This is a genomic window from Gelidibacter sp. (genome assembly GCF_053579655.1).
Window position 1 is genome coordinate 75,209 of the sequence record NZ_JBMDWE010000012.1, and the last position, 22,946, is coordinate 98,154.

General features: G+C 37.8%; 20 protein-coding genes and 1 tRNA gene. 9 read left to right on the forward strand and 12 right to left on the reverse strand.

Annotated elements, in window-relative coordinates:
- Positions 1–315: 315 nt before the first annotated feature.
- The 11 genes from ACOH2D_RS08140 to ACOH2D_RS08190 all read right to left on the reverse strand — a co-directional run bounded on the left by ACOH2D_RS08140 (position 316) and on the right by ACOH2D_RS08190 (position 12,858).
- Positions 316–1,626 (reverse strand): ABC1 kinase family protein, encoded by a 1,311-nt coding sequence (locus ACOH2D_RS08140; protein WP_348036068.1) that lies wholly within the window; start codon positions 1,624–1,626, stop codon positions 316–318.
- Positions 1,627–2,283: a TetR family transcriptional regulator C-terminal domain-containing protein gene (locus ACOH2D_RS08145; RefSeq protein ID WP_449534921.1), complete on the reverse strand. Its 657-nt coding sequence runs from the start codon at positions 2,281–2,283 to the stop codon at positions 1,627–1,629. It abuts the gene before it with no gap.
- Between the two features lie 135 nt (positions 2,284–2,418).
- Entirely contained in the window at positions 2,419–3,399 is a 981-nt protein-coding gene (locus ACOH2D_RS08150) for a Gfo/Idh/MocA family protein (protein WP_449534922.1), read from the reverse strand.
- On the reverse strand, positions 3,386–5,077 hold the full coding sequence (locus ACOH2D_RS08155) for a sodium:solute symporter family protein (RefSeq protein WP_348036065.1): 1,692 nt from the start codon (positions 5,075–5,077) through the stop codon (positions 3,386–3,388). Before ACOH2D_RS08155 ends, ACOH2D_RS08150 begins: the two co-directional genes overlap by 14 nt.
- A gap of 243 nt (positions 5,078–5,320) precedes the next feature.
- Positions 5,321–7,846: a PIG-L family deacetylase gene (locus tag ACOH2D_RS08160; protein ID WP_449534923.1), complete on the reverse strand. Its 2,526-nt coding sequence runs from the start codon at positions 7,844–7,846 to the stop codon at positions 5,321–5,323.
- Positions 7,847–7,988: 142 nt separating this feature from the next.
- The gene (locus tag ACOH2D_RS08165; protein ID WP_348037614.1) at positions 7,989–8,531 is read right to left on the reverse strand and encodes a mechanosensitive ion channel domain-containing protein; all 543 of its coding nucleotides are present in this window, start codon (positions 8,529–8,531) and stop codon (positions 7,989–7,991) included.
- A gap of 255 nt (positions 8,532–8,786) precedes the next feature.
- Positions 8,787–9,380, reverse strand: coding sequence for a Maf-like protein (locus ACOH2D_RS08170; protein ID WP_348037612.1), 594 nt, complete (start codon positions 9,378–9,380; stop codon positions 8,787–8,789).
- Between the two features lie 213 nt (positions 9,381–9,593).
- Entirely contained in the window at positions 9,594–10,517 is a 924-nt protein-coding gene (locus tag ACOH2D_RS08175; RefSeq protein WP_348037610.1) for a geranylgeranylglycerol-phosphate geranylgeranyltransferase, read from the reverse strand.
- 310 nt (positions 10,518–10,827) lie between these two features.
- Positions 10,828–11,358: a KdsC family phosphatase gene (locus ACOH2D_RS08180; RefSeq protein ID WP_449534924.1), complete on the reverse strand. Its 531-nt coding sequence runs from the start codon at positions 11,356–11,358 to the stop codon at positions 10,828–10,830.
- Positions 11,359–12,156, reverse strand: coding sequence for a Rossmann-like and DUF2520 domain-containing protein (locus tag ACOH2D_RS08185; protein ID WP_449534925.1), 798 nt, complete (start codon positions 12,154–12,156; stop codon positions 11,359–11,361).
- Positions 12,157–12,270: 114 nt separating this feature from the next.
- A complete protein-coding gene (locus ACOH2D_RS08190; RefSeq protein ID WP_449534926.1) occupies positions 12,271–12,858 on the reverse strand; it encodes a Crp/Fnr family transcriptional regulator in 588 nt (195 codons plus the stop codon).
- 75 nt (positions 12,859–12,933) lie between these two features.
- Here ACOH2D_RS08190 and ACOH2D_RS08195 point away from each other — a divergent pair, with 75 nt between their 5' ends.
- The 4 genes from ACOH2D_RS08195 (at position 12,934) to mscL (ending at position 18,326) form a co-directional block, all read left to right on the forward strand.
- Positions 12,934–13,224, forward strand: a complete 291-nt coding sequence (locus ACOH2D_RS08195) for a hypothetical protein (RefSeq protein ID WP_348037597.1) — start codon at positions 12,934–12,936, stop codon at positions 13,222–13,224.
- A gap of 6 nt (positions 13,225–13,230) precedes the next feature.
- The gene (locus ACOH2D_RS08200) at positions 13,231–13,632 is read left to right on the forward strand and encodes a group III truncated hemoglobin (protein ID WP_449534927.1); all 402 of its coding nucleotides are present in this window, start codon (positions 13,231–13,233) and stop codon (positions 13,630–13,632) included.
- 947 nt (positions 13,633–14,579) lie between these two features.
- Positions 14,580–17,777 (forward strand): cytochrome c biogenesis protein, encoded by a 3,198-nt coding sequence (locus tag ACOH2D_RS08205; protein WP_449534928.1) that lies wholly within the window; start codon positions 14,580–14,582, stop codon positions 17,775–17,777.
- Between the two features lie 105 nt (positions 17,778–17,882).
- Positions 17,883–18,326: a large conductance mechanosensitive channel protein MscL gene (mscL, locus tag ACOH2D_RS08210; protein WP_449534929.1), complete on the forward strand. Its 444-nt coding sequence runs from the start codon at positions 17,883–17,885 to the stop codon at positions 18,324–18,326.
- Positions 18,327–18,479: 153 nt separating this feature from the next.
- Here the strand turns inward: mscL and ACOH2D_RS08215 are convergent, their stop codons facing one another.
- Positions 18,480–19,157: an HAD family hydrolase gene (locus ACOH2D_RS08215; RefSeq protein ID WP_348037589.1), complete on the reverse strand. Its 678-nt coding sequence runs from the start codon at positions 19,155–19,157 to the stop codon at positions 18,480–18,482.
- Positions 19,158–19,426: 269 nt separating this feature from the next.
- Here ACOH2D_RS08215 and ACOH2D_RS08220 point away from each other — a divergent pair, with 269 nt between their 5' ends.
- The 5 genes from ACOH2D_RS08220 to ACOH2D_RS08240 form a co-directional block, all read left to right on the forward strand.
- Entirely contained in the window at positions 19,427–20,602 is a 1,176-nt protein-coding gene (locus ACOH2D_RS08220; RefSeq protein ID WP_348037587.1) for a trans-sulfuration enzyme family protein, read from the forward strand.
- Positions 20,603–20,640: 38 nt separating this feature from the next.
- The gene (rlmF, locus tag ACOH2D_RS08225) at positions 20,641–21,534 is read left to right on the forward strand and encodes a 23S rRNA (adenine(1618)-N(6))-methyltransferase RlmF (protein ID WP_449534930.1); all 894 of its coding nucleotides are present in this window, start codon (positions 20,641–20,643) and stop codon (positions 21,532–21,534) included.
- Between the two features lie 86 nt (positions 21,535–21,620).
- On the forward strand, positions 21,621–22,337 hold the full coding sequence (gene bshB1 / locus ACOH2D_RS08230) for a bacillithiol biosynthesis deacetylase BshB1 (RefSeq protein ID WP_449534931.1): 717 nt from the start codon (positions 21,621–21,623) through the stop codon (positions 22,335–22,337).
- A gap of 75 nt (positions 22,338–22,412) precedes the next feature.
- Positions 22,413–22,488, forward strand: a tRNA-His gene (locus ACOH2D_RS08235).
- Between the two features lie 291 nt (positions 22,489–22,779).
- Positions 22,780–22,946, forward strand: a 167-nt coding sequence (locus ACOH2D_RS08240) for a DUF6642 family protein (RefSeq protein ID WP_449534932.1), incomplete at its 3' end; no start/stop codon positions are given.

Consider the following 22,946-nt stretch of genomic DNA (forward strand, 5'->3'; position numbering starts at 1 on the left):
AATTTAAATTTAATCAGGGTCTATGAACAACGATTTATCAAGGAAGATTAAAGGATTTTTTTAGTATTTGGAACGTTCGAAATAGGTCGTAGGTTTTAAAAAATTGCAATAAATGAATTTGCCATTTGATCTACTTCAGAGATTCAATTCTAATTTGGGCATTTGATATCACAAATCGGTTTTGAGCCTAGGAATTGTAAACACGTCCAAACCATTGATTACTGCAGTTTTTCCTTCATAAAATATATAAATCTAACTTTTGAATAGGTTTATGCAATAGAAATCTCATGATATCCTACTGACTGAAATGTGGCATTAAAAATTGATGTAATTGTTGATTTTAATGTCTTTGGCCTTTAAATCGAACATTAAATTATATAGCCCAAAAAACGTTCGGTTCATATAGATGAAATGTTTGGAGCCTCGATTGCCATTCATTTTGCGCAGTTCGGTGCTTTTTGAATAGCGTTGGCCCAATTCGGTTATTTTACCAAAAAACTCAGCAGCCGAAAAGTCAAAGGTCTCCGAATGAAAGGGTTGGGTAAACAAACTCAGTAATTCATGAAACATCTCTGTGAAAAACTCGGCTTCTTCTTTGGAATCGTCTTCTCGTAAAATTTCTAATTGGTATAATTTTTCGATGAAAAAAGCTTTATTGGAAATGTTTTCTGGTTTTGCCAATTCAAAATATGGTACATAAAAATCGTCAGGAATGGTTTTCATGCAGCCAAAATCTAAAGCAATTAAATTGTGTTCTTTAGACACTAAAAAGTTTCCAGGATGCGGATCGGCGTGCACTTTTTTCAACTTATGAATTTGGAACATATAAAAATCCCAAAGCGCTTGTCCTAACTTATTCGAGAATTCCTGATTGGTATTATAGGCGGTAAACTCTGATAAATGTTCGCCTTCCATATAATCCATGGTAATGATGCGTTCCGAAGATAATTCCTCATAATATTGAGGAAACAAAAGATTAGGAATGTGCGAACACGCAGCAGCAATCTCTTTGCTTTGCTTCATTTCTAATATATAATTTGTTTCCTCAATGAGTTTTCCTTCAACTTCCTTAAAATACTTGTCTGAATCTTTGCCTTTAATGTTAAACATTTTCATGGCAATAGGCTTTACAAGCGCGAGGTCAGACGAAATACTTTGGGCAACTCCAGGGTATTGGATTTTCACAGCAAGTTTTTTCCCGCATTTTTCTGCAACATGGACTTGTCCAATGCTCGCAGCGTTTACTGAAGTTGTGTTGAAGGAATCATAAAGTTCATTGGGTAATTTCCCAAAATAGGTTTTAAAAGTTTTTAGAACCAATGGTGGCGATAAGGGCGGCACAGAAAACTGAGCCAATGAAAATTTCTCAACATAGGCCTGGGGCATGATGCTTTTTTCCATGCTCAGCATTTGTGCAACTTTAAGCGCACTTCCTTTAAGCTGTTTTAAGCTGTCATAAATGTCGTCAGCATTGTTTTCATTGAGTCTTGAACGTGCTTCGTCTTCAGTTTTCGTCAATTTATCGCCATAATATTTGAGATAATTGACACCGACTTTAGCACCTGTAGACACTAATTTAGAGGCTCTTTGAATTTTCGAGGTGGGAATTTTATCGATCGTTTTCATCTATTTCGTTTGCATTTTTTCCTTGAAGAGAAATTTACCAAGGTCGATAACGCTTTTTAAGGGCGCAATATTGAGGACATCAAAGCCCGTGTTGACTGATTTTTCAATAAAAATATCTGTTTTTTCAAAAGAAGCAGAGGTGTCGTCCATCCAAAACTTCATAGTTAACAACAACTGAATCCACGCCGATTCTTGAATGGCGCGCTGTTGAAGTTTATCGATGCGTTCTTCTTTGATATCCAAAGTTTCAATATCTAAACTGTCGATATAAGTGGTAAATGATTTTCTCAATTCAGATAAGGCGGCCATTCCTTTCATGCTATTTTTATGTTGCTTAAGAGCGAAAAGAACATAACTTCTATTGGCCGTCAAATTTTCGAAAAATGTAAAGTAGAAGCTTAACAATTTGTTGCGCGCATCAAAAGATTGATAATCTTCACTGGCAAGCAATACCTTTAAAGTGTTATCAAAAAAGACTTTAAATACGTGCTTTTCAATGGCTTCAAAAGATGCAAAATGTTCATAGAACTTCGATTCGTCAAAGTCATTATTCTTTGTGAATATGTAAACTGATTTGGGTTGTGCGCCATGTTCTAAAACATAATCCATGTAAAAGGAAATAATGTTTTGATCCGAAATAGATTTCTTTTTTGCCATGATTCTAATTTGAATGTAAAGATATGAAATGTTTAACATTTCTGTGATTACATTAAACAAAATTTAACAGTAGAGTCACAATATGTTGTGACTCTACCATTTGGCATGACATCATTTTAGGCCTCCAATGGTGGGTTATTCATATTTCAAGCCAATCAGATGTCTGACATCATCCAAAATCAACATCAAATTCCGACTGAAATCGTAGGACATAATTGGGCTTTCGGTTTTCCCGTTTCTAAGTAGATCATTGAAATGTTGAATTTCGAAATTGTAACCAATGGTGTTATAGCCAAAGTCATGCGTGGCTTCCTTCCCATCAAACGTAACGGTTACCGTAGAAGGTGCATGAAATCTCGAATTGATTTTAATGATGCCTTTTTCGCAATAAAAAATAGCTTCAGTGGGCGTTTGTTCTAAAAGCGTGGATTTTAAAAAGGCTTTCACACCATTATAATAATTGAAAATAATATCACAAGAGGCATCGGCACCATTATCAAAAAAAACAGCTTTGGCGTCTACATCAATAGGTTTTCCTAAGGTAGACAGCGCAGCAAAAATAGGGTAGATGCCAATATCCAATAAACTGCCGCCACCAAGGGATTTGTCGAAAACCCGAGAAGTACTATCGAATTTGGGTAGAAATCCAAAATCGGCTTCAAGTTTTGTAATTGCACCAAATTTTCCTGACTTCAATTCATTTAAAACAAATTGGTAATGTGGTAAAAAATAAGTCCAAAGGGCTTCCATCAGCAGGACATTGTTGGTTTTAGCAACAGTAATCATGTCTTCAACTTCCTGAATATTCATGGCCAAAGGTTTCTCACACAACACTGCTTTTTTATGATTCAGGCACAATAGCGTGTATTCTTTATGAGAACTGTGTGGCGTCGCAATATAAATAGCATCGATATTAGGATCGGCAGCCAAGCTATCGTAATCGCCATAAGCTTTGATGGCATTATATTGTTTGGCGAACGAATTTGCTTTTTCCTGATGCCTTGAAGCTACAGCATATAGTTGACAATTTTCTACATTTTGAATGTCTTGAGCGAATTTGTTGGCAATTTTACCAAGTCCGATAATTCCCCAGCGTATGGTTTTAGATGTTTTCATGACGTGATAATGGATTAAGGGTTTGAAGAATAAAAGAAATTCCAATAACAAGGGCGCACCCGAATAAATTCAGCCATAAATAAGGCATCCAATCATACCACCAGCCTGCGATAACAATCGCTTGTGTGATTAAAGCTGCCATAAAAACCGCATTACCTTTCACATATTTAAAAAAGAATGCCAATAGGAAAATTCCCAAAACATTTCCATAGAAAATGGAACCGATAATATTGACCAATTGAATTAAATTATCCGCCAAATAGGCTACTGACGCAATGGCAATAGCTAGAATCCCCCATCCTAAAGTAAACCATTTTGAGGCTTTCAAGTAATGGTGTTCATCTTCATTTCCCACAAAGCTGCGTTTATAAAGATCCATGGTCGTCGTTGATGCCAACGCATTTAATTCGCTCGCGGTACTGGACATGGCAGCGCTTAAAATAACGGCCAATAACAAACCAATCAAACCCCGTGGTAGATTGTTTAAAATAAAGTGAATAAACACATAATCCTTATCGTTGGTTTCCACCCTAAGGGTGTTTTCGATGTTTGCCTTGTCAATTAACTCTTTAGCGGCATTTCGATTCACTCGATCGCCATCATTGAATAACGCAATTTGGTTCGCTATCACTTCAGATTTGTTGTCCGCGTAAGCGTTTAGCAACTCCTGTTTCCTTTGAAAAATATGATTTTGTTCGTTTTGTAACTGCATGTATTCTTCGGCGTAGGAAGAATTCATGACCGTTTCTGTCGCTGCAGGATTAAAATTGATAGGGGAAGGGTTAAATTGGTAAAACACAAAAACCATTACGCCGACCAATAAGATGAAAAACTGCATGGGGACTTTCAAAAGTCCGTTGAAAATCAAGCCCATTTGCATCTCTTTTATCGATTTCCCTGAAAGATAGCGTTGCACCTGGCTTTGATCTGTACCAAAATAGGAGAGGGCCAAAAACGTTCCGCCGATAATACCACTCCAAAACGTGTAACGATTATTGAAATCAAAAGAAAAATCGAGGATGTCCATTTTCCCGCTGGCGCCTGCAATATGCAAGGCTTTGGTAAATGTGATATTGTCTGGTAGATAGCTGACAATTAAAAAGAAGGCGATAAACATCCCCGTGAAAATCACGGCCATCTGTTGTTTTTGAGTAATATTCACTGCTTTTGTACCGCCTGAAACGGTATAGATGATGACCAAAATCCCGATAGCGATGATGAGTAAATTCAAATTCCAGCCTAAAACAGCGGAGAGGATAATCGCCGGTGCGTAAATAGTAATTCCTGCGGCCAATCCGCGTTGAATCAAAAACAAAATAGCCGTCAGACTTCGGGTTTTGAGATCAAACCGATTTTCTAAAAACTCATAAGCCGTATAAACTTTGAGTCGATGATATAAGGGGATAAAGACCAAACAGATGATGACCATGGCAATTGGCAATCCGAAGTAAAATTGCACAAAGCCCATGCCGTCATGAAATGCTTGTCCAGGCGTGGAAAGGAAGGTAATGGCGCTGGCTTGCGTTGCCATCACGCTTAAGCCAATCGTCCACCATTTGGCTTCATTGCCGCCTTTAAGAAAATCTTCAACGTTTTTACTGCCTCGGGTTTTCCATGTGCCATAGGCGACAATAGTAAAAAGTGTCCCAATAAGAACAATCCAATCTAATGTATGCATCTTAGAAGGATTTCGTGATAAAGTAAAACAAAATGATATAGATAGCATTGGCAACCAATACTAAAGTGTATGATTTTTTCCAGTGCTCTTTTGGTGGTTGTTTTTGCATAGTTTTTATTCTTTTGCCACGAATACGCGAATACGTTTCAATTTCTCCGTGCGACTCTGTGTTTTCAGCGTATCTCTGTGAAATAGCGATTAAATATATTTTTTAAAAAACCTGACAGGTTTGCGATTTTAAGATTAGTTTTTCAATTGTTGGTCGGTTTTTATCGATTCTTTTCCGACAGAAAGCATGTTGGCAAACAAACGGAATGCGCCAGCGACACCTTCAGGAAATTCCCTGAAAAAACTCAATCCCGTATAAATATAATGACCTTTTCCATATTTAGCGATTAGTAGGCTGCCTTCTTGTGGAGATTCGCCCTCGTCATGCATAGATAACACTGGCGTGAACTCTTTTGACCATTTATTCGGAAAATAGAGGCCGCGTTCTTGCACCCAACCTTCAAAATCTTTTTGGGTAATTTTATTCGGATAGTTGAGCAGTTCGCTATTGGGATTTAAGAATTTGACTTCGGCATTTTCATTGGTAACACGGTCTCGTGATAATTGTAAAGGATAGGGCGCCAATTGATCAACAATGATTCCTGCATTTGTATTATACTGAACAACTAAATTACCACCTTGCTCAACAAAATCAAAGAGTTGTTTCTGTTTAAATTTTAAGGCATCCACCGTATTATAGGCTCTAATGCCTACAACAATGGCGTCAAATCGATTTAAAGTTTCAGCAGTAATATTTTCAGGTTTGATGATCACTACATTATAGCCGATTTGCCTCAAACTTTCAGGAACAAGATCGCCTGCGCCTTCAATATATCCAATGTTTTCGCCCCTTTTCTTGATGTCCAGACGCACTATTTTGCTTTCATTGGGCAATAATACGGTTTGAAACGGAATATGGTCATAGTTGATTTCTACAATTTTTTTGGTGTAAATCTCCTTGCCGATATGAACCATTGGCGATAATAGACCTTCACTCTGATTTTTTGGTGGAATGACCGTAAAAACTAAAGTCTGTTCTTGGCCTTTATGAAGAATAGCGACATTTTGCTTTTCAGGATAAACGTTCCAACCTTTCGGATGTGCCAATTGCACAAAGCCTTCCAGATTTTCACGATTCGCTTTTACGATCACTTGGATGTCTTTTTGTTGGTCGTCGGCAAAAATGATCACGGGTTCAGAAATATACGCGGAGACTTCTGGTACAATTTCAAACGGTTTGTAAACTTCGCCTTTTACTGGATCATTGGTTTTGTAGATGACAGGTCTTGTATAGGATAATATTTCCCCATGCATCGAAATATTGAACGTCGCCGTAATATTTCGGGGTGTCTCTGGCAGTCCAATTAAATTTTGTTGATCGACGTTATACATTCCTAAAGTGCCTTTATTATTCAGCCAGTAAGGGGTTGAGTAGCTTGCAGATGCAGCAATGTTTATTTGTGATTTAAAACGCTGGGACTGATTAAATTTTAAGTCCGTGTTTTTTTTAAGGTTCGTGCCATCAGATAGCACAATTGAAATTAGTTTAATGTCTTGAGCACTGCGATTGATGGCTTCCAAATTTAAATCTACTTTACCGTTTGGAGTGGCTGTATTAGAGTTAGCGGCGACCTCCAAATACAAACCCATACAAGCGGCAATCACATTCTTGAGATCTTCTGATTTGATGGTTTTCCAATGGCTATTGTCAATTTTTTGAATCAGCTTGTAAGCTTCAATCAATTTTGGAAGGGACGCTGATGGATTTTTGAAATCATAATTATCCTGAACTTCTTTCAATAGAATGCCAATCGGTTTTCCGCCTTTTACGCGATTCCAGCTGGTATCAATATCATCAAAAATATTGTTTTTGTCTTTTGGCATATCGCCTTTTACGAGCTCTAAATATTCGGTTTCACTACCACGTGTTCCTGTATTTCCAAAACCTTGCGATTTGTGCGCGCTTCTGCTCAAGGCGGCAATTTCAGGATTTGACAATCCGAGTGCGGGATAGAAATCGCCCACTTCCACAGCAAACTGACCGGTTTTATCGGCAGCTTCAAACTTTTCCTGACTGCCATAAAACCACCAAGAGGTATTAAAAAACTCACGTTTTGCTTGCCAAACGTCTACTGATTTTAATTGATTGGGGAATTTTGATTTATCGCTCGCCAGATCAAAAGCTTCCATGCTTAATAGGGCGGAACTGGTATGATGTCCGTGCGTTGATCCCGCACTTCTATGGTCAAATCGGTTGATAATGATATCGGGTTGAAACTTACGAATAGCCCAAACGACATCACTCAATACCTCGTCTTCGTTCCAGATGGCTAAAGTTTCATCCGGATGTTTGGAGTATCCAAAGTCATTAGCTCTTGTAAAGAGTTGTTCGCCACCGTCAATTTTACGTGCAGCCAGTAGTTCTTGCGTTCTGATAACACCTAAAAGGTCACCAAGTTCTGTTCCAATAAGATTTTGTCCGCCATCGCCACGAGTTAATGATAGATAAGCCGTGCGCGCCTTTACAGCATTGGCCATATGTGAAATAAGTTTGGTGTTTTCATCGTCGGGATGCGCGGCAACGTAGAGGACAGATCCGAGGAAATTGAGTTTCTCTATGGACTGATAAATCTCTGAACTGGTTGGTTTTTTGGGTTTTTGGGCTTGTGCAGAAAAGCAATAAATTAAACTAATTAATAGGAGTAAATAGGGTTTGAACATTTTTTGAAAATTAGCTAGAACCTCAAATATAAAAAAGAAGAATCGCAAATTTCGGTTTTAGTCTTTATTTAACGCAAAAAGTGAATTTAATCCCATAAGATGACAGTGAAAGTGAATAGGTAATCCTAGGTCTATTTATTTCTTAAATCAAATCCGTTCCATCATCAAATAGTTCATCAATAGCATCTTTTTTAATAAGCGTCACTGCTTTTTGAAGCATTAAATTGTTGGGATAGGTTACTAAATCGCCGTTTTCAGTTCTTAAATGCAATTGAAAGGCTCTAATATCTTCAATAATACCTTCAAGCGGAACGTCTTTATCATGTATTTGTATTTTATCGCCTACTTTATAAGGAAACGAAAGGAACATAATAACACCTGAGGTTATATTACTTAGTATGGACCATATCGCAAAAAGAGCAATCCCAATGACGGCAAATACCGAAGAAAAAAGAACGACCAAATCCTGTATTCGTGTTCCAAAAATAAAAGGAATAAATAAAAGCGCAAATATAAAAAGCAGGACACTTGTATAGCGCTGCATTAAGTGGGTTCGCGCTAAATTAATACCGTTCTTTTTTGAGATTTTACCAATGAGTTTATTTAGAATATATCTAATAATCAGTAAAAAAAGGAGTACAAATCCTGTGGTGATTAATGCTTGCTGATGGGTTTGAAAAAACATAAACTTTTTGATGTGAAATTAGATGCTAAGATACACAGAATACCGATAATTTTAATTTAAACCAAGGCTTTCTCTTAAAGCGAAATCGTCATTGATATTCTTGTTCCAATGGTCTGGTTTTATTGTTTTTTACCGCATAGTGCTGTTTGTTAGTGTTTTAGCAGCTTCTCGACGACAACTTATGGAGGATTCTTTCTAGGAAATTGTGGATAAAATTTGATGCAGAGACCAATAGTTCTGATTGAAAATACAATCCTATATTTTTTTGGCCATGTCGTTTAAGGTTTGGTACACCAGGTGCGTGGGCAATCCCATGACATTAAAATAGGAACCTTCAATTTTTTTAACGCCAATTTGGCCAATCCATTCCTGAATGCCGTAAGCACCCGCTTTATCAAAAGGTTTACAGGTGGCTATATAGTAATTGATTTCCTCATCCGTTAAGTTTTTGAAGGTCACTTTTGTAACCGCATTTACAGTTTTTTCATAGAATGATGACGTAAAACATACGGAGGTAATGACTTCGTGCGTGGCATTGCTCAGCGATTTTATAATGTCAAAGGCTTCTGAAGCATTTCTTGGTTTTCCTAAAGCTTTGTTGTTGTGCCAAACAATCGTATCACTGGTAATTAGGATGTCGTTGGGTTTGAGTTCATCTTTAAAAGGCAATGCTTTGAGTTGAGCAAGATAATCGCTGATTTCAAAATGCCTTAAGCGTTGCGGATATTCTTCATCCACCGGTTTTAATCGGATTTCGAAGTCCAAGCCCAAATCTTTAAAAAATTGCTGTCGCCTTGGCGATGCTGAGGCTAAAATAATGTGATGGTTTTTTAGTTTATCGTTGAGCATGATTTAGTTTTTAGTTGGTAGTCGGTAGTTTTCCCTCCTTCACAGAAGCTTTGGATGGGTGAGTAGTCTTCAGTCTTCAGTCCTCAGTCTTCAGTCCTCAGTCTTCAGTCCTCAGTCGGCGGTCGGCGGTTGACGATCTTCGGTATTTAAACTTCACGCGTCCATCTTCATGCTTCTATTTTCAAAAATCTTCAATCAACAATATTCTTGCTTTTATTTTAAAACAATCGGATACAATAACATAGATAACATTCCAAAAATCATGACTAATTTAAGCATATTGCTGATATGATGGTAGTGTTTTTTTGTTTTTGCAGCGTAAGATTTAATCGCAATGTAAATCAGTGGTGCGATAATCAAAATAAGGAAGTAAGCGATAATGATCTCAAATTTGATCAAATAGGTTGCCACATAATAAATGGCGCCGAATAGCGGGATTAGGATAAGAATAAATGCAACTTTGGAGGTTCTTTCACGCCCAATGACGATAGGCAGTGTGTTCATCCCAGATTTATAATCGCCGTCAACATCTTCTAAATCCTTAATGATTTCGCGCACCAAATTGATTAGAAAAGCAAAGATGGCATAATCTAAAAGGATTTTGAAAAATGTGAATTGGGTTGTTTGATTCTGTGTTGTGATCACGGGGATTAATTCGAAAACACCAACAATTAAAATACTCATGGCAACCAAAATTGAAATGGCAATGTTTCCTAATAAAAGTGTCTGTTTTAAATAAGAGGCATACACATAAAGCAAAGCTGAAATGATCACGAAAATGGCAAAAAAGCCACTTCTTCCGACCAGATTCGATAGATAAAATCCGATAAGCACACCAACCACGTTGAAGGTAATGAATAGGTTGTAGGCGGTTTTTTCAGAAATCTTTTTTCCGACGATCACTTTTGATGGTCTATTGACCAAATCAGTTTCTACGTCGTAAATGTCGTTAATGATATTTCCTGCCGCTGCAATACAAAGTGAGGACAACACTAAAAGACCAAATCCGAAGGCATTGAGCGTGATCGTTAATTCTGTCGTTTTTAAGAAGGGGTCAAATAAGGCGTATTTGATGAGCAATTGCACCAAGGCAATCATCAAAAGGTTTTTCCAGCGGATTAAATTTAGTATGCTCAAGGTGTGGGTTGGGTGTTGTAGTGTTTGTTGTTTAAATGTTTGTTATTAAGATGTTAATTTGCTTGGTGTTATGATGCTAAAATGTTGGTCACGAACCTGCCCGTCCGTTCAGGCAAGTGCACGAATCTTTTTATTTTTATCATCCGTCATCCGTCATCCGTCATCCGTCATCCGTCATCCGTCATCCGTCATCCGTCATCGGCTTTTGTTAAACGACGATGAACGTTGAGTTTTGAAGTCTCAGGTTCTAAACTTCTAAACCGCTAAACTTCTAACTCAAGCTTCGTGCTTCAAACTTCAAGCTTCAAGCTCAATCATACTTCGCATCAAAATTCCCATTCCATTTACCTTGAACCTTGAGCACTTGTTCAATCACATCTCTAACGCAGCCTTGTCCACCTTTTTTATGAGAAATGTATTTTGAAATGGTTTTAATTTCAGGAACGGCATCTTGTGGGCAGGCCGGCAAGCCAGCCAATTTCATGACTGGATAATCTGGAATATCATCGCCCATATAAAGCACGTTTTCAGGCTTGATATGGTGCTTGTCCATAAATTCATTCAATTGCTCAATTTTATTGTGGATGCCTAAATAGACGTCCGTCACTCCAAGTTTGTTTAAACGCAAACGCACGCCTTCATTGCTGCCACCAGAAATGATGCACAGGTTAAACCCTGCATCGATTGCCGTTTTCATCGCAAATCCATCTTTGGTATGCATGGTGCGTAACATTTCGCCCGTAGAGGTCAATAAAATCGTACCATCGGTCAGTACGCCATCAACGTCAAATACAAAAGTAGTAATGTGTTCGAGGTATTCTTTATAACTTTTTTCTTGCATTTATTTTATTTTTTTTTGAGAATCGGTTGCTGAGTTTGTCGAAGCACCATGTGTTTCTTGAATGCTTGCAGTTAAGAGCTTATAAATAGCTTTATGCTGCTCGTTATCCAACAATTCTAAATGTTTTTCTATTGTTTTTTTATCGTTGCGTTTTGCAGGTCCTGTTTGTGCCATATATGGGGACAGATCTTGCACTTTTTTTGCGGTTTCTAAAATCAAAGGTTTTAATATATCAAACTCGACGCCTTGAGCTTCGGTAATTTCATGCGCTACACGGTACAACTGATTTGTGAAATTATTGACAAACACAGCTGCTAAATGTAAAGTTTTCCTCTGATTGGTATTGATTTTGTGACTTTTACTGCCGATGGCCTTGGCTAAGGATTTTAAGGTTTTAAAATCGGTTTTGTCCAATGCTTCAATGCACATTGGCACGTTTCTAAACTTTATGGGAGCGGCTTTGCTAAAGGTTTGCAAGGGATAAAATACACCGCGACGGTTTTTTTTGTCGAGATCATGAATGTTAACCGTCCCTGAAGTGTGCACGACCAATCGGTTTTCAAAAGGTAATTTTGAGGATAAACGAGCAATCGCATCATCACTTACGGCAATAATGTAGATGTCGGCCTCTTTTAAATTTGACAAATCATCGGTTATATCAACCTTGTTTTTGTATGGTTTAAGACTGCCGATGTTTCGATTATACCACTGTGCAACAGTGATTTTATCGGACTTATCAAAAGCGTTGAATAAATGTGTTGCGACATTGCCTGCGCCAAGAATAACTACTGAAATCATGCTGCTAAATTACTGAAGAAATAAGAAATACGAATAAGAATTTGGGGTTTTTGGTTTTCTATCTGAACTATCAGGTCGCTCCATTATAAAAAGCTGGGCGAATAAGTGCCGTTTTTAGATAAAAACCTTTCGGTCGATGATAGCTAAAGCTTCGGACTTCTCTAGTTTTTTAATGGCCCGGATGACGGTTTCAACGCGTAATCCTGTTAAGTCTGAAATTTGCTGCCGGGTTAAAGGAACTTCAAAGCTGTTATCGGTTTTGGAGTTGCCTTTAAGGTGGTGCAATAAGGTTAAAATGCGATGTTCTGGTGGATAAATGGACACTTCCCTCGCTATTTTCGCTTTATAAACCATGCGCTTGCAAATCAATTTCGTGAACTTTAAATGAATATCAGGATGCGTTTTTAGAAGTTTAAAAAAAGAAACTTTTGGAAGCATATAAATTTCTGAGGCATCAAGAGCCAATGCTGTTGCGGGATATTTGAAAGCGCCAAACAGCGGCGGTTCGCCAAAAGAATCATCCTTTTTGAAAAAACCTTGCACAAATTCCTTTCCATCTTCTGTAAGGTTATACATTTTGACATGTCCAGTTTTAATCTGAAAATAGAACTCGGCAAACTCGCCTTCACGGATAATGGTTTGGTCCTTTGCGTAATTCTTTAAGTTCGCTCCAAATTGTTGAATGATGTCTTCGGGGATCATGGCCTTATGATTTGAGTCATAAAAATACGAAGAAACGTTTAGGAACTTTGTGTGAACACTGAAATAAAAGAAATTATGACACTTTACACTAAAGGATTGGAAGATTTCAAAGAGCACTTAACCTTATATGTCCCGTTGAGTATTATTTTTCAAAGCTGTTTGGGTTCTGTTGCAGCCATGTTTATACTTAAAAGTAGTTTTCAGACATTTCGTTTTTTAGATTTAGCATTAGTGGTTAGCTTTGCAATGGCTTATAATGGTGCGTTGTATGCGCAAATGAAACCAAAAGTGATTTACAATTTATTTATTGTAACAATTTTGGTGCACACAACGTTTCTTATCATTAATATGATTCGTTTGGGATAGTTGAAAATGGAAAAAAAAGATATTGAAAATCGGGAGGATGTATATGTACTCGTCTCAGAATTTTACCGAAAAGTTAGAAAAGATCCTGTTTTAGGGCCTTTTTTCAATCGGGTTATAAAAGATTGGGAAGCACATATTGAGCGTTTGACCACATTTTGGGAAAGCAGTTTGTTCATGACCAAAAAATTGGAACACCGTTATCATGGGAATCCTTTGCAAGTGCATATAGAAGTGGATCGTGAAAATGATAATGCCATTACACAAGTGCATTTTGGATTGTGGATGAATTTATGGTTTGAAACCCTCGACGAACTTTTTGAGGGCGAATATGCTGATAATGCTAAAAACCGCGCCCGCAAAATGGGATCATTTATGTTTATGAATATTTTTCAGGCGAGACAAGGTTAGGAAAGTTCAAGGATTGATATTTGATATTTAAGGCTGAAAATTAGTCTTCAGTCTTCAGTCTTCAGTCTTCAGTCGGCAGTCCAGATCATCAGTCTGTTTTATGCTATTTCAGCACTTATATCTGCTTAGTAATCTGAAGAAATCCGGATGTCTGCGGGAAAATCAATATTCAAAGTTGAAAACATGCACTATTTCTTTGTAAACCTTTGTTTTTCCTTTGAGTAACTTTGCGTGATAGCTTTTAAGATAGTTTTCAGTCCTCAGTCGGCAGTTTTCAGTCACAGTTTTCTATATTCAGTTGGCAGATCATAAGTCTGTTTTATGGCATCTTCAGAGTTATATGTACTTAGTGATCTGAAGAAATCCGCATGATGTGAGGGAAAATCAATATTCAAAGTTGAAAATATGCACTATTTCTTTGTGAACCTTTTTTTTCCTTTGAGTACCTTTGCGTGATAGCTTCCAAGACAGTTTTCAGTCACAGTTTTCAGTCACAGTTTTCAGTCACAGTTTTCAGTCACAGTTTTCAGCCGACAGATAATCAGTCTATTTGATTCAGTTTAACATTCAGTACAACCAAAGTAGATCAACTTAGCAATCTGCGAAAATCCGCGTCGTCTGCGGGAAATTATTTCTGGCAATAGGCGATCTTGGTATATTGACGATTCATAAAACCCATCCAATAAAGATTTTCTCAGTGAATCTCAGTAAAACATTTTTTTCCACCATCCGTCATCGGTCATCCGTCCTCGGTCATCCGTCATCCGTCCTCGGTCATCGGTCCTCGGTCATCGGTCATCCGTCAACCGTCAAATTCACTCTTTCTTACTGAGACCGTGACTTATCCAAACTATCTGAACTTTAACATTTTTTAATCCGCAACAAACCAACAAAAAAGGCTAAATTTGCACTGCTTAAATAAAAGTGCAAAAAACAGTTCTTCTATCATGCAAAAAAGACTCGCTAACATCCTTTTTTCTACACGTTTAACCGCTATCCTATTTGTCGTATTCGCCGCCGCAATGGCCACCGGGACATTTATGGACGCCAACCAAGAAACATCACCTACTCCTTATACACGGCATTTAATTTACAATGCCTGGTGGTTTGAAGCCATTATGGGGATGTTTATGATCAATTTTATTGGTAATATGTTTCGTTACCGATTATTGAGATGGAAAAAATGGGCCACGTTAACGCTACATTTGTCCTTTGTTCTGATCATTTTTGGCGCATTCATTACGCGATATATCGGATTTGAAGGCATGATACATATCAGGGAGGGCGAATCGGAAAGCCAGTTTTTATCGCAAAAAACCTATGTCACCACCTATATCGATGGCGATTATATGGTCAATGGTGTGGCGCAACGAAAAGTAATCGAGCGCGAAGTGGATTTCTCATACCGACTAAACAATCACTTTAAAGTCGAAACTGAATATAATAACATTCCTGTAACCATTGAACTTGAAAAGTACATCAAAGGTGCAGAATTGGATATTATTCCTGATGAATCTGGAGAATCCTATTTGAAGTTGGTGGAAGCTGGAGACGGCAGTCCGCATAATCACTTTTTGAAATCTGGAGAAGTTCAAAATCTACATAACGTATTGATTTCTTTAGATAAACATACGCCTGGTGCCATTAATATTATGACGACTCCAGAAGGTGGTTTAACGATTGAGTCGCCTTACGATGGAGATTATATGACTATGGCCACGCGCGCCACAGGAATTCTGGTAAAAGACAGCGTGCAACCGTTGATTTTACGTTCGCGTTACGTTATTGGCAATATGTCCATGGTTTTTCCTAAACCCGTAGAAAAAGGAATTTTCGATGTGGTTAAAAAATCAGAAATGCTGAAAGGCGATGAAGATGGCGTCGTGATGAAAGTGACGGTCAATGGCGAAACCAAAACTGCAAATATACTCGGTGGGCCTTTCAAAAATAATCCTTTTGAACAAGTGCAATTTGGCGATCTGACGATTGCGCTTAAGTATGGTTCCAAAATGATGGAATTGCCTTTTGAAATAAAATTGAATGAATTTATTGGTCGAAAATTCCCTGGAACAGAGAAAAGCTATTCTTCTTATGAAAGTAAAGTCACGGTTTTGGATAAGGAGGAAGGCGACTATGATTACCATATTTATATGAATAATATCTTAGATCATAGAGGCTATCGCTTTTTTCAAGCAAGTTTTGATCCTGATGAAAAAGGGACCATTCTTTCTGTAAATCATGATTTCTGGGGAACTTGGGTAACTTATATTGGATATTTCTTATTGTATATTGGACTTATGGCGATTTGGTTTGACAGAAACACGCGATTTGCAGATTTGAATAAAATGCTGGATAAAGTTAAAAAGCAAAAGAGCAAAGTGTTAACCATTCTATTTATAGCGTTCTCTACGTTGGGCTTTTCACAAGAACATTCTGCAGATGATGGCCATGACCATGGTGGCAGACCGACCAAAGCGCAAATTGATTCGGTGCTCAAAGCTAACATCACGCCAAAAGAACATGCCGATAAATTCGGACATATTGTAGTACAGGATTACAGCGGGCGAATGATGCCGATGGATACATATGCTTCTGAAATGTTGCGCAAAATAAGCAAGCACGATACTTATGAAGGGTTTGATGCCAATCAAATCATATTGTCCATTCAGGAAAGTCCGTTGTTATGGTATAATGTGCCCATCATTTATTTGGCGCCGAAAAAAGCAGATACCATTAGAAAGATCATTGGCGTTCCATTTGATCAAAAACATGTGGCCTTCATCGATTTCTTCACAGAAACAGGTAACTATAAATTACAGCCATATCTTGAAGAAGCCTACAGAGCAGCAATTCCAAATGGATCTCAAAAAGAGTTTAAGGAAGCCGATCAGCGTGTTAATTTAATGCACAATACCTTAGAAGGGCGTGCAATGAAAATTTTTCCAGTCCCTAATGACGATAACAACAAATGGATTTCTTCAAAAGAGTTTAGAGATGAAGGGTATCGCGAGAAAATAAGTGACTCTCTTTTGGGGAATTTCATCAACAATGGTTTTAGCGCGTATCTATTGACGCTCAACAGTGCGAAGCAAGATGGCGACTTTTCAAAGGCAGATGCCGTACTGAATGGTATTACCAAGACCCAAGAAAAATATGGAAGCGAGGTCATGCTGTCCGAGAAAAAGATAAAAACAGAAATTGCGTATAACAAATATGATATTTTTAGGAATTTGTTCAGTTGGTATATGTATGCTGGTACGCTCATGTTCATTCTGTTGATTGTACAGATTTTCAAGGGTAACAATAAGTTTGTGAATGTCAGTGTTAAGACTTTCAAATTTATCATTTTAGGATTGTTTATTCTCCACACTTTAGGATTGATTGTCCGTTGGTACCTTTCAGGGCACGCGCCTTGGAGTGATGCTTATGAATCGATGATTTATGTAGCTTGGGCAACCATGTTCTTTGGATTAGCCTTCGGCCGTAAAAGTGATTTGACCATTGCGGCGACCGCCTTTGTGACTGCCATTGTTTTGATGGTAGCGCATTGGAACTGGATGGATCCTGCCATTTCAACTTTAGAACCGGTGTTGGATAGCTATTGGTTAATGATCCACGTGGCGGTAATTGTGATGAGCTACGGACCATTTACCTTGGGTATGATTTTGGGTACTGTCTCTTTGATTTTGATGATATTTACTAATAAAGACAATAAAAAGAAGATGTTGCTCAATATTCAGGAGCTCACCATTATTAATGAAATGGCCTTAACTACTGGTTTGGTATTATTGACCATTGGAAACTTTTTAGGAGGTATGTGGGCCAATGAGAGCTGGGGACGTTATTGGGGTTGGGACCCTAAGGAAACTTGGGCTTTGATCAGTATTATGGTATATGCCTTCGTAATTCATATGCGATTGGTTCCAGGACTTCGCGGTCGTTTTGGTTTTAACTTAGCTTCTATTATTGCATTTGCGAGTATCATGATGACCTATTTTGGAGTAAATTTCTACCTTTCAGGACTCCATGCTTACGCTAGCGGCGACCAGATTGTGAGTGTGAAATTTATTCTGATTGCGGTAGCCATTGTTGTGGTTCTGGCACTTTTAGCCTATCGTAAATATGTCATGTATTACAAAAAATAAGAAATTTTTAGGCATTAGATATGGACAGCCATAAACACATTGTTTATGGCTGTTGCCATTCATATTAAAACGAAGATTTTATAGTTTTTCAAAAAGTAAACAAAAATGGGAATTTTTAAAGAATTTAAAGAGTTTGCCGTCAAAGGCAATATGATTGATATGGCCGTCGGTATTATCATTGGAGCGTCCTTTAATAAGGTCATCGATGTGCTTGTTAAAAAAGTGATGATGCCGCCTTTGTCCTTAATGACCAATGGTTTAAAGTTTCAGGACAAAAGTTTTGTTTTAAGAGATAAAGTTACCGATGCTTCTGGCCAATTGATATCCGAAGAAATTGCCATCGGTTATGGTGCATTAATTGAAGCTGCTACCGACTTTTTAGTAATAGGGTTTACCATTTTCATGATGCTCAAATTTCTGAATAGAATCAGAGAAAAGGCTCATGATCCTAAAAATAAAACCGTCAAAACCCCTAAGGATATTGAATTGCTATCACAATTGACCGATTTGATGAAAGAGCAAAATGAACTTTTGAAAAAGGAGAAGTAAACCTTAAAGGTTTCTATGCATGGAATAATCGGAATGTTTTTTTACGACGTTCTAAATGGATTATTTCGTTAGCAAATCAAGCTGTGTATTCCTCGGATAATAACCTGCCTGCCATACTAGAAGCAGGTCACTTAATATGAGATGTCTAACTTTTTATTTTTCAGACAGGACTGACGTGAAATGCTTAGCAATAGTATCGTAAGCAATCTCTTCAAAATCACTAATCACTAAATCGGCAAGTGAATAGTCTTGATCATGGGAATGGAAACTGTCATAACCAACGCAAAAAATGCCAGCGTCTTTAGCTGCTTTAATGCCATTGGTTGAATCTTCTATGACCATACATTCATGACGCTCAAAACCTGAGGCCAATGCAGCGTTTTCAAAAATCTCAGGATGCGGTTTGGACGCTTTTAAATCGGCACCACTTAATTTGGCTATAAAATATGGGTTGAGATTAAAACGCTCAAAAATATTGTTGATGTTTTCCATGGAGGCAGAAGACGCCAAAACCAAGGTCAAGCCATTATGGTGGTAATCTTTGATCAGGTCCAAAACACCATCTAAAAGTGCTAATTCATCGTCGTTTTCAAACAGATATTTAAAATGATGACGTTTAAGTTCCACCAAGGTCTGTGGCCCCATCGGCAACTTAAAATGATCAATCAATAGGCGACTAATTGCTATTGTGGATTGCCCAGTGAAAGAAGCGTAAAGTTCGTCAGGCACCTCAATATTGATGTCGTCAAACATTTGGTAGTAGGATTTATGATGCAGCGGTTCGGTGTTCACAATCACACCGTCCATATCAAATAATACGGCTTTAAGCATTTGGAGAGGAGTTTATTAATAGCGGTACGAATATAAGAGAATTGGTTAACAATCCCTAAAAATGGTTTTCAAGTTTTTAATAATTTTTAAGTATAATACTTTTTTCATCAAGCTTTTGAATTTTTATTGCTTTTTTTTAAAAAGCATATACTTAGAGAATAGGAATGTTTATATGTGAAAATAAATCATGAGTTCAAAAAGCAAGATTGAAAATGGCTTTCTATAATCATTTATTCGTAATTTTAAACCTTACTAAATGATCGATTATCATGTCAAAATCAAAATACGGATTAAATACCATTTGCACCCATGTCGGCGAAATCAAGGATGAACAGTTTAAAGGGGCGATTTCACCTATTTATATGTCCACTTCCTATCAGTTTGATGGTGTCGATGTCAAACGTTATCCGCGGTATTTTAACACGCCAAATCAAGAGTATTTATCGAAAAAAATTGCTGCCCTCGAGCATGCTGAAGCAGGCATGATTTTTGGAAGTGGCATGGCTGCAATTAGTACCGTATTTTTGGCTTTTTTGAAACAAGGCGACCATATTGTGGTTCAAAACACCTTGTATGGTGGTACCAGTAATTTTATTAGAGAAGAATTTCCAAAATATGGCATTGAATTTACATTTACGGACGGCTATGAAGTTTCTGATTTTGAAGCAGCCATTTGTCCAAATACAAAATTGATTCATATTGAAACACCTTCCAATCCCTTGTTGACCATTACCGATATGAAAGGAGTGGCCGACTTGGCTAAATCAAAAAGCATCGTGACCACCATCGATAATACCTTTGCCAGTCCGGTTAATCAAAATCCCATAGATTTTGGGATTGATATTGTCATCCATTCCGCCACAAAATATTTAGGAGGACATTCTGATATTTTAGCGGGTGCGGTGGCTTGTAGTAATGCGCATAGGGATCTTATTTGGAATGTGGCGAAAAATCTGGGCGGTAGTTTAAGCGATATGACCGTTTGGATGTTGGAGCGCAGCATGAAAACCTTGGCTTTACGTGTGAAAGCTCAAAATAGAAACGCTAAAAAACTAGCGAAGTTTTTAACTCAACACGACGATGTGAAACAAGTGTTTTACCCAGGACTTAAATCCCATCCGCAATACGATTTGGCAAAGTCGCAAATGAAAGGTTTTGGCGGGATGCTATCTTTTGAGTTGAATGACGAATTAGATGCCATGGCGTTTCAAAAAGAATTAAAATTGATTAAATCTTCGATGAGTTTGGCAGGCGTAGAAAGCACCATGCTATCGCCTCATAAAACCTCGCACGCCTTATTGACGCAACAACAACGTGATGCTATTGGTGTTAGCGATAATTTGATTCGATTTTCTGTGGGAATAGAATCAAAAAAGGATTTGATGGCAGATATTGAACAAGCGATAAAGAAAGTAAAAAGCTCAAAGCTTCAGGTTCAGAAGTAGAACTTTAAAATAATAAGAAACCTAGAAAACACAAGAAATTGCACAAAAACTCATTTCACAATAAAAAATACGATTTTGATGTTCTCGTCGAAAATCATGAAGCCTTAAGACCTCATGTTTTTGTGAACGATTTTCAAACTCAAACCATCGATTTCTCAAATCCTCAAGCGGTAAAAGCGTTAAATACAGCATTGCTATTTACCCATTACAACGTAAAATACTGGGAGTTTCCTGATGAAAATTTATGTCCACCTATCCCAAGTCGCGCAGATTATATGCATCATTTGTCCGATTTAATAAGACGTAGCCATTTGGAGACTGATATCAATATTTTGGATATTGGTGTGGGAGCGAGTTGCATTTATCCTTTGATAGGAAATGCGCTCTTCAACTGGAAATTTGTTGGTACTGATATCGATGAAAAATCACTTCATGTTGCGAAAAAAATCATAGATAAAAACTTTTTGGCGAATGTTATAGAGCTGCGACGTCAAAATGATTCCCAGAACATCTTAAAGGGAATTATTAAACCTTCCGATAAATTTGCAGCTTCAGTGTGCAATCCGCCGTTTTTTAAAAGTCAGGCAGATGCGCTTGAGGCCACCAAAACCAAATTGAAAGGCCTAGGAAAGGATAATGACAAAGTGGTCAGAAACTTTAGTGGTACGCCAAAAGAGTTGTGTTATGCCGGCGGAGAGAAAGCGTTCCTACATAATTACCTTTATGAAAGCTCCCATTATAAACAACAGTGTTTTTGGTTTACAAGCTTAGTGTCCAATGTTAGTCATGTACGATCCATGCAAGCTTCCTTAGAAAAATTAGGCGCTACGGAGTTTCAGGTTTTGGATATGATTCAAGGCAATAAAGTGAGTAGAGTGGTAGCTTGGTCGTTTTTGACTAAGGCGGAACAAAAGGATTGGAATAAAAAATAAACAGATTAAATGAACATGCTGAAAATTTTATATCCAAAAAAATGCAAACAGCATGTATACGTTAAAAAAATAATAGAAATAAACTCATGAAATTAGACATATTAGCTATTGGCTCGCATCCTGATGATGTAGAGTTAGGCTGTGGAGGCACCATTGCAAAAGAAGTTCATAACGGAAAAAAAGTCGGCATTATCGATTTGACCCGTGGCGAGCTCGGCACGCGCGGAACTGCGGAAACTAGAAAAGAGGAAGCAGCAGACGGAGCAAAATTTTTAGGTGTGGTCGTTAGAGAGAATATGGGGTTCGCCGATGGGTTTTTTATGAATGATAAAGCCCACCAATTGGAGCTCATTAAAATGATCCGGAAATACCAACCAGAAATAGTATTGTGTAATGCCATTGAGGATCGGCATATTGATCACGGAAAGGGGAGCCAACTCGTAAGTGATGCTTGTTTTTTAAGTGGATTGATAAAAGTTGAAACCGAATTGGACGGAAAAGCTCAAGAACAGTGGCGACCAAAATTTGTGTATCACTATATTCAATGGAAAAATATTGAGCCAGACTTCGTAGTTGATGTCTCTGGATTTATGGAGACCAAAATAAAAGCCATTCGAGCCTATAAAACGCAATTCTTTGACCCTGAGAGCAAAGCGCCTCAGACGCCAATCAGTAGTAAAAACTTCACAGACAGTATTGACTACAGAGCCAGGGATTTAGGTCGATTGATTGGCGCGGAGCACGCTGAGGGCTTTACGGTGGAGCGTTATGCCGCTGTGAAAAGTTTATTCGATTTAGTTTAATTTTTTTACGAAAAAGTTTTGTTACATCTAACAAATCTCTTACATTTGCAGTCGCATTGAAGAATGCGGCTACATGGTGGTTGTAGCTCAGTTGGTTAGAGCATCGGTTTGTGGTACCGAGGGTCGCCGGTTCGAGCCCGGTCTTCCACCCAGAATTTAAGCCTTCAAAGAAATTTGAGGGCTTTTTTTGTGGCCATATTTTAGATAGAAGAAAGTAAGGGGTCAACACAAAAAGTTTTGGAGTAAATAAAACTGAAAGAACTTTGAAGCAAAAATTGTCCTCTAATTCCCCTTTATCTATTGCCAATTTATTACTTCCGGAAGTGCTGAATTTATGCTTGGTTTAAAATTAATCACACTCTTAATGTTTTAATAATTGATTTGTGAAACACAATCAAAAACAAGAGTTTTGTTACCTACAAAAAAATGAAGCCAACTTTTTATGGAGAATGAAAAATTTATTTTCTGCCTTGAAGCCATTCCAGATATAGACAATACTGAAACTACGGAGGTTTTAAAAATCTTGGAGGACGTGGCATTGAAACAAGGTATTGCGAGTATTTACAAAGCTTGTGATGATATTGAAGGCCTAGAGGAAAGCTTAAGCAA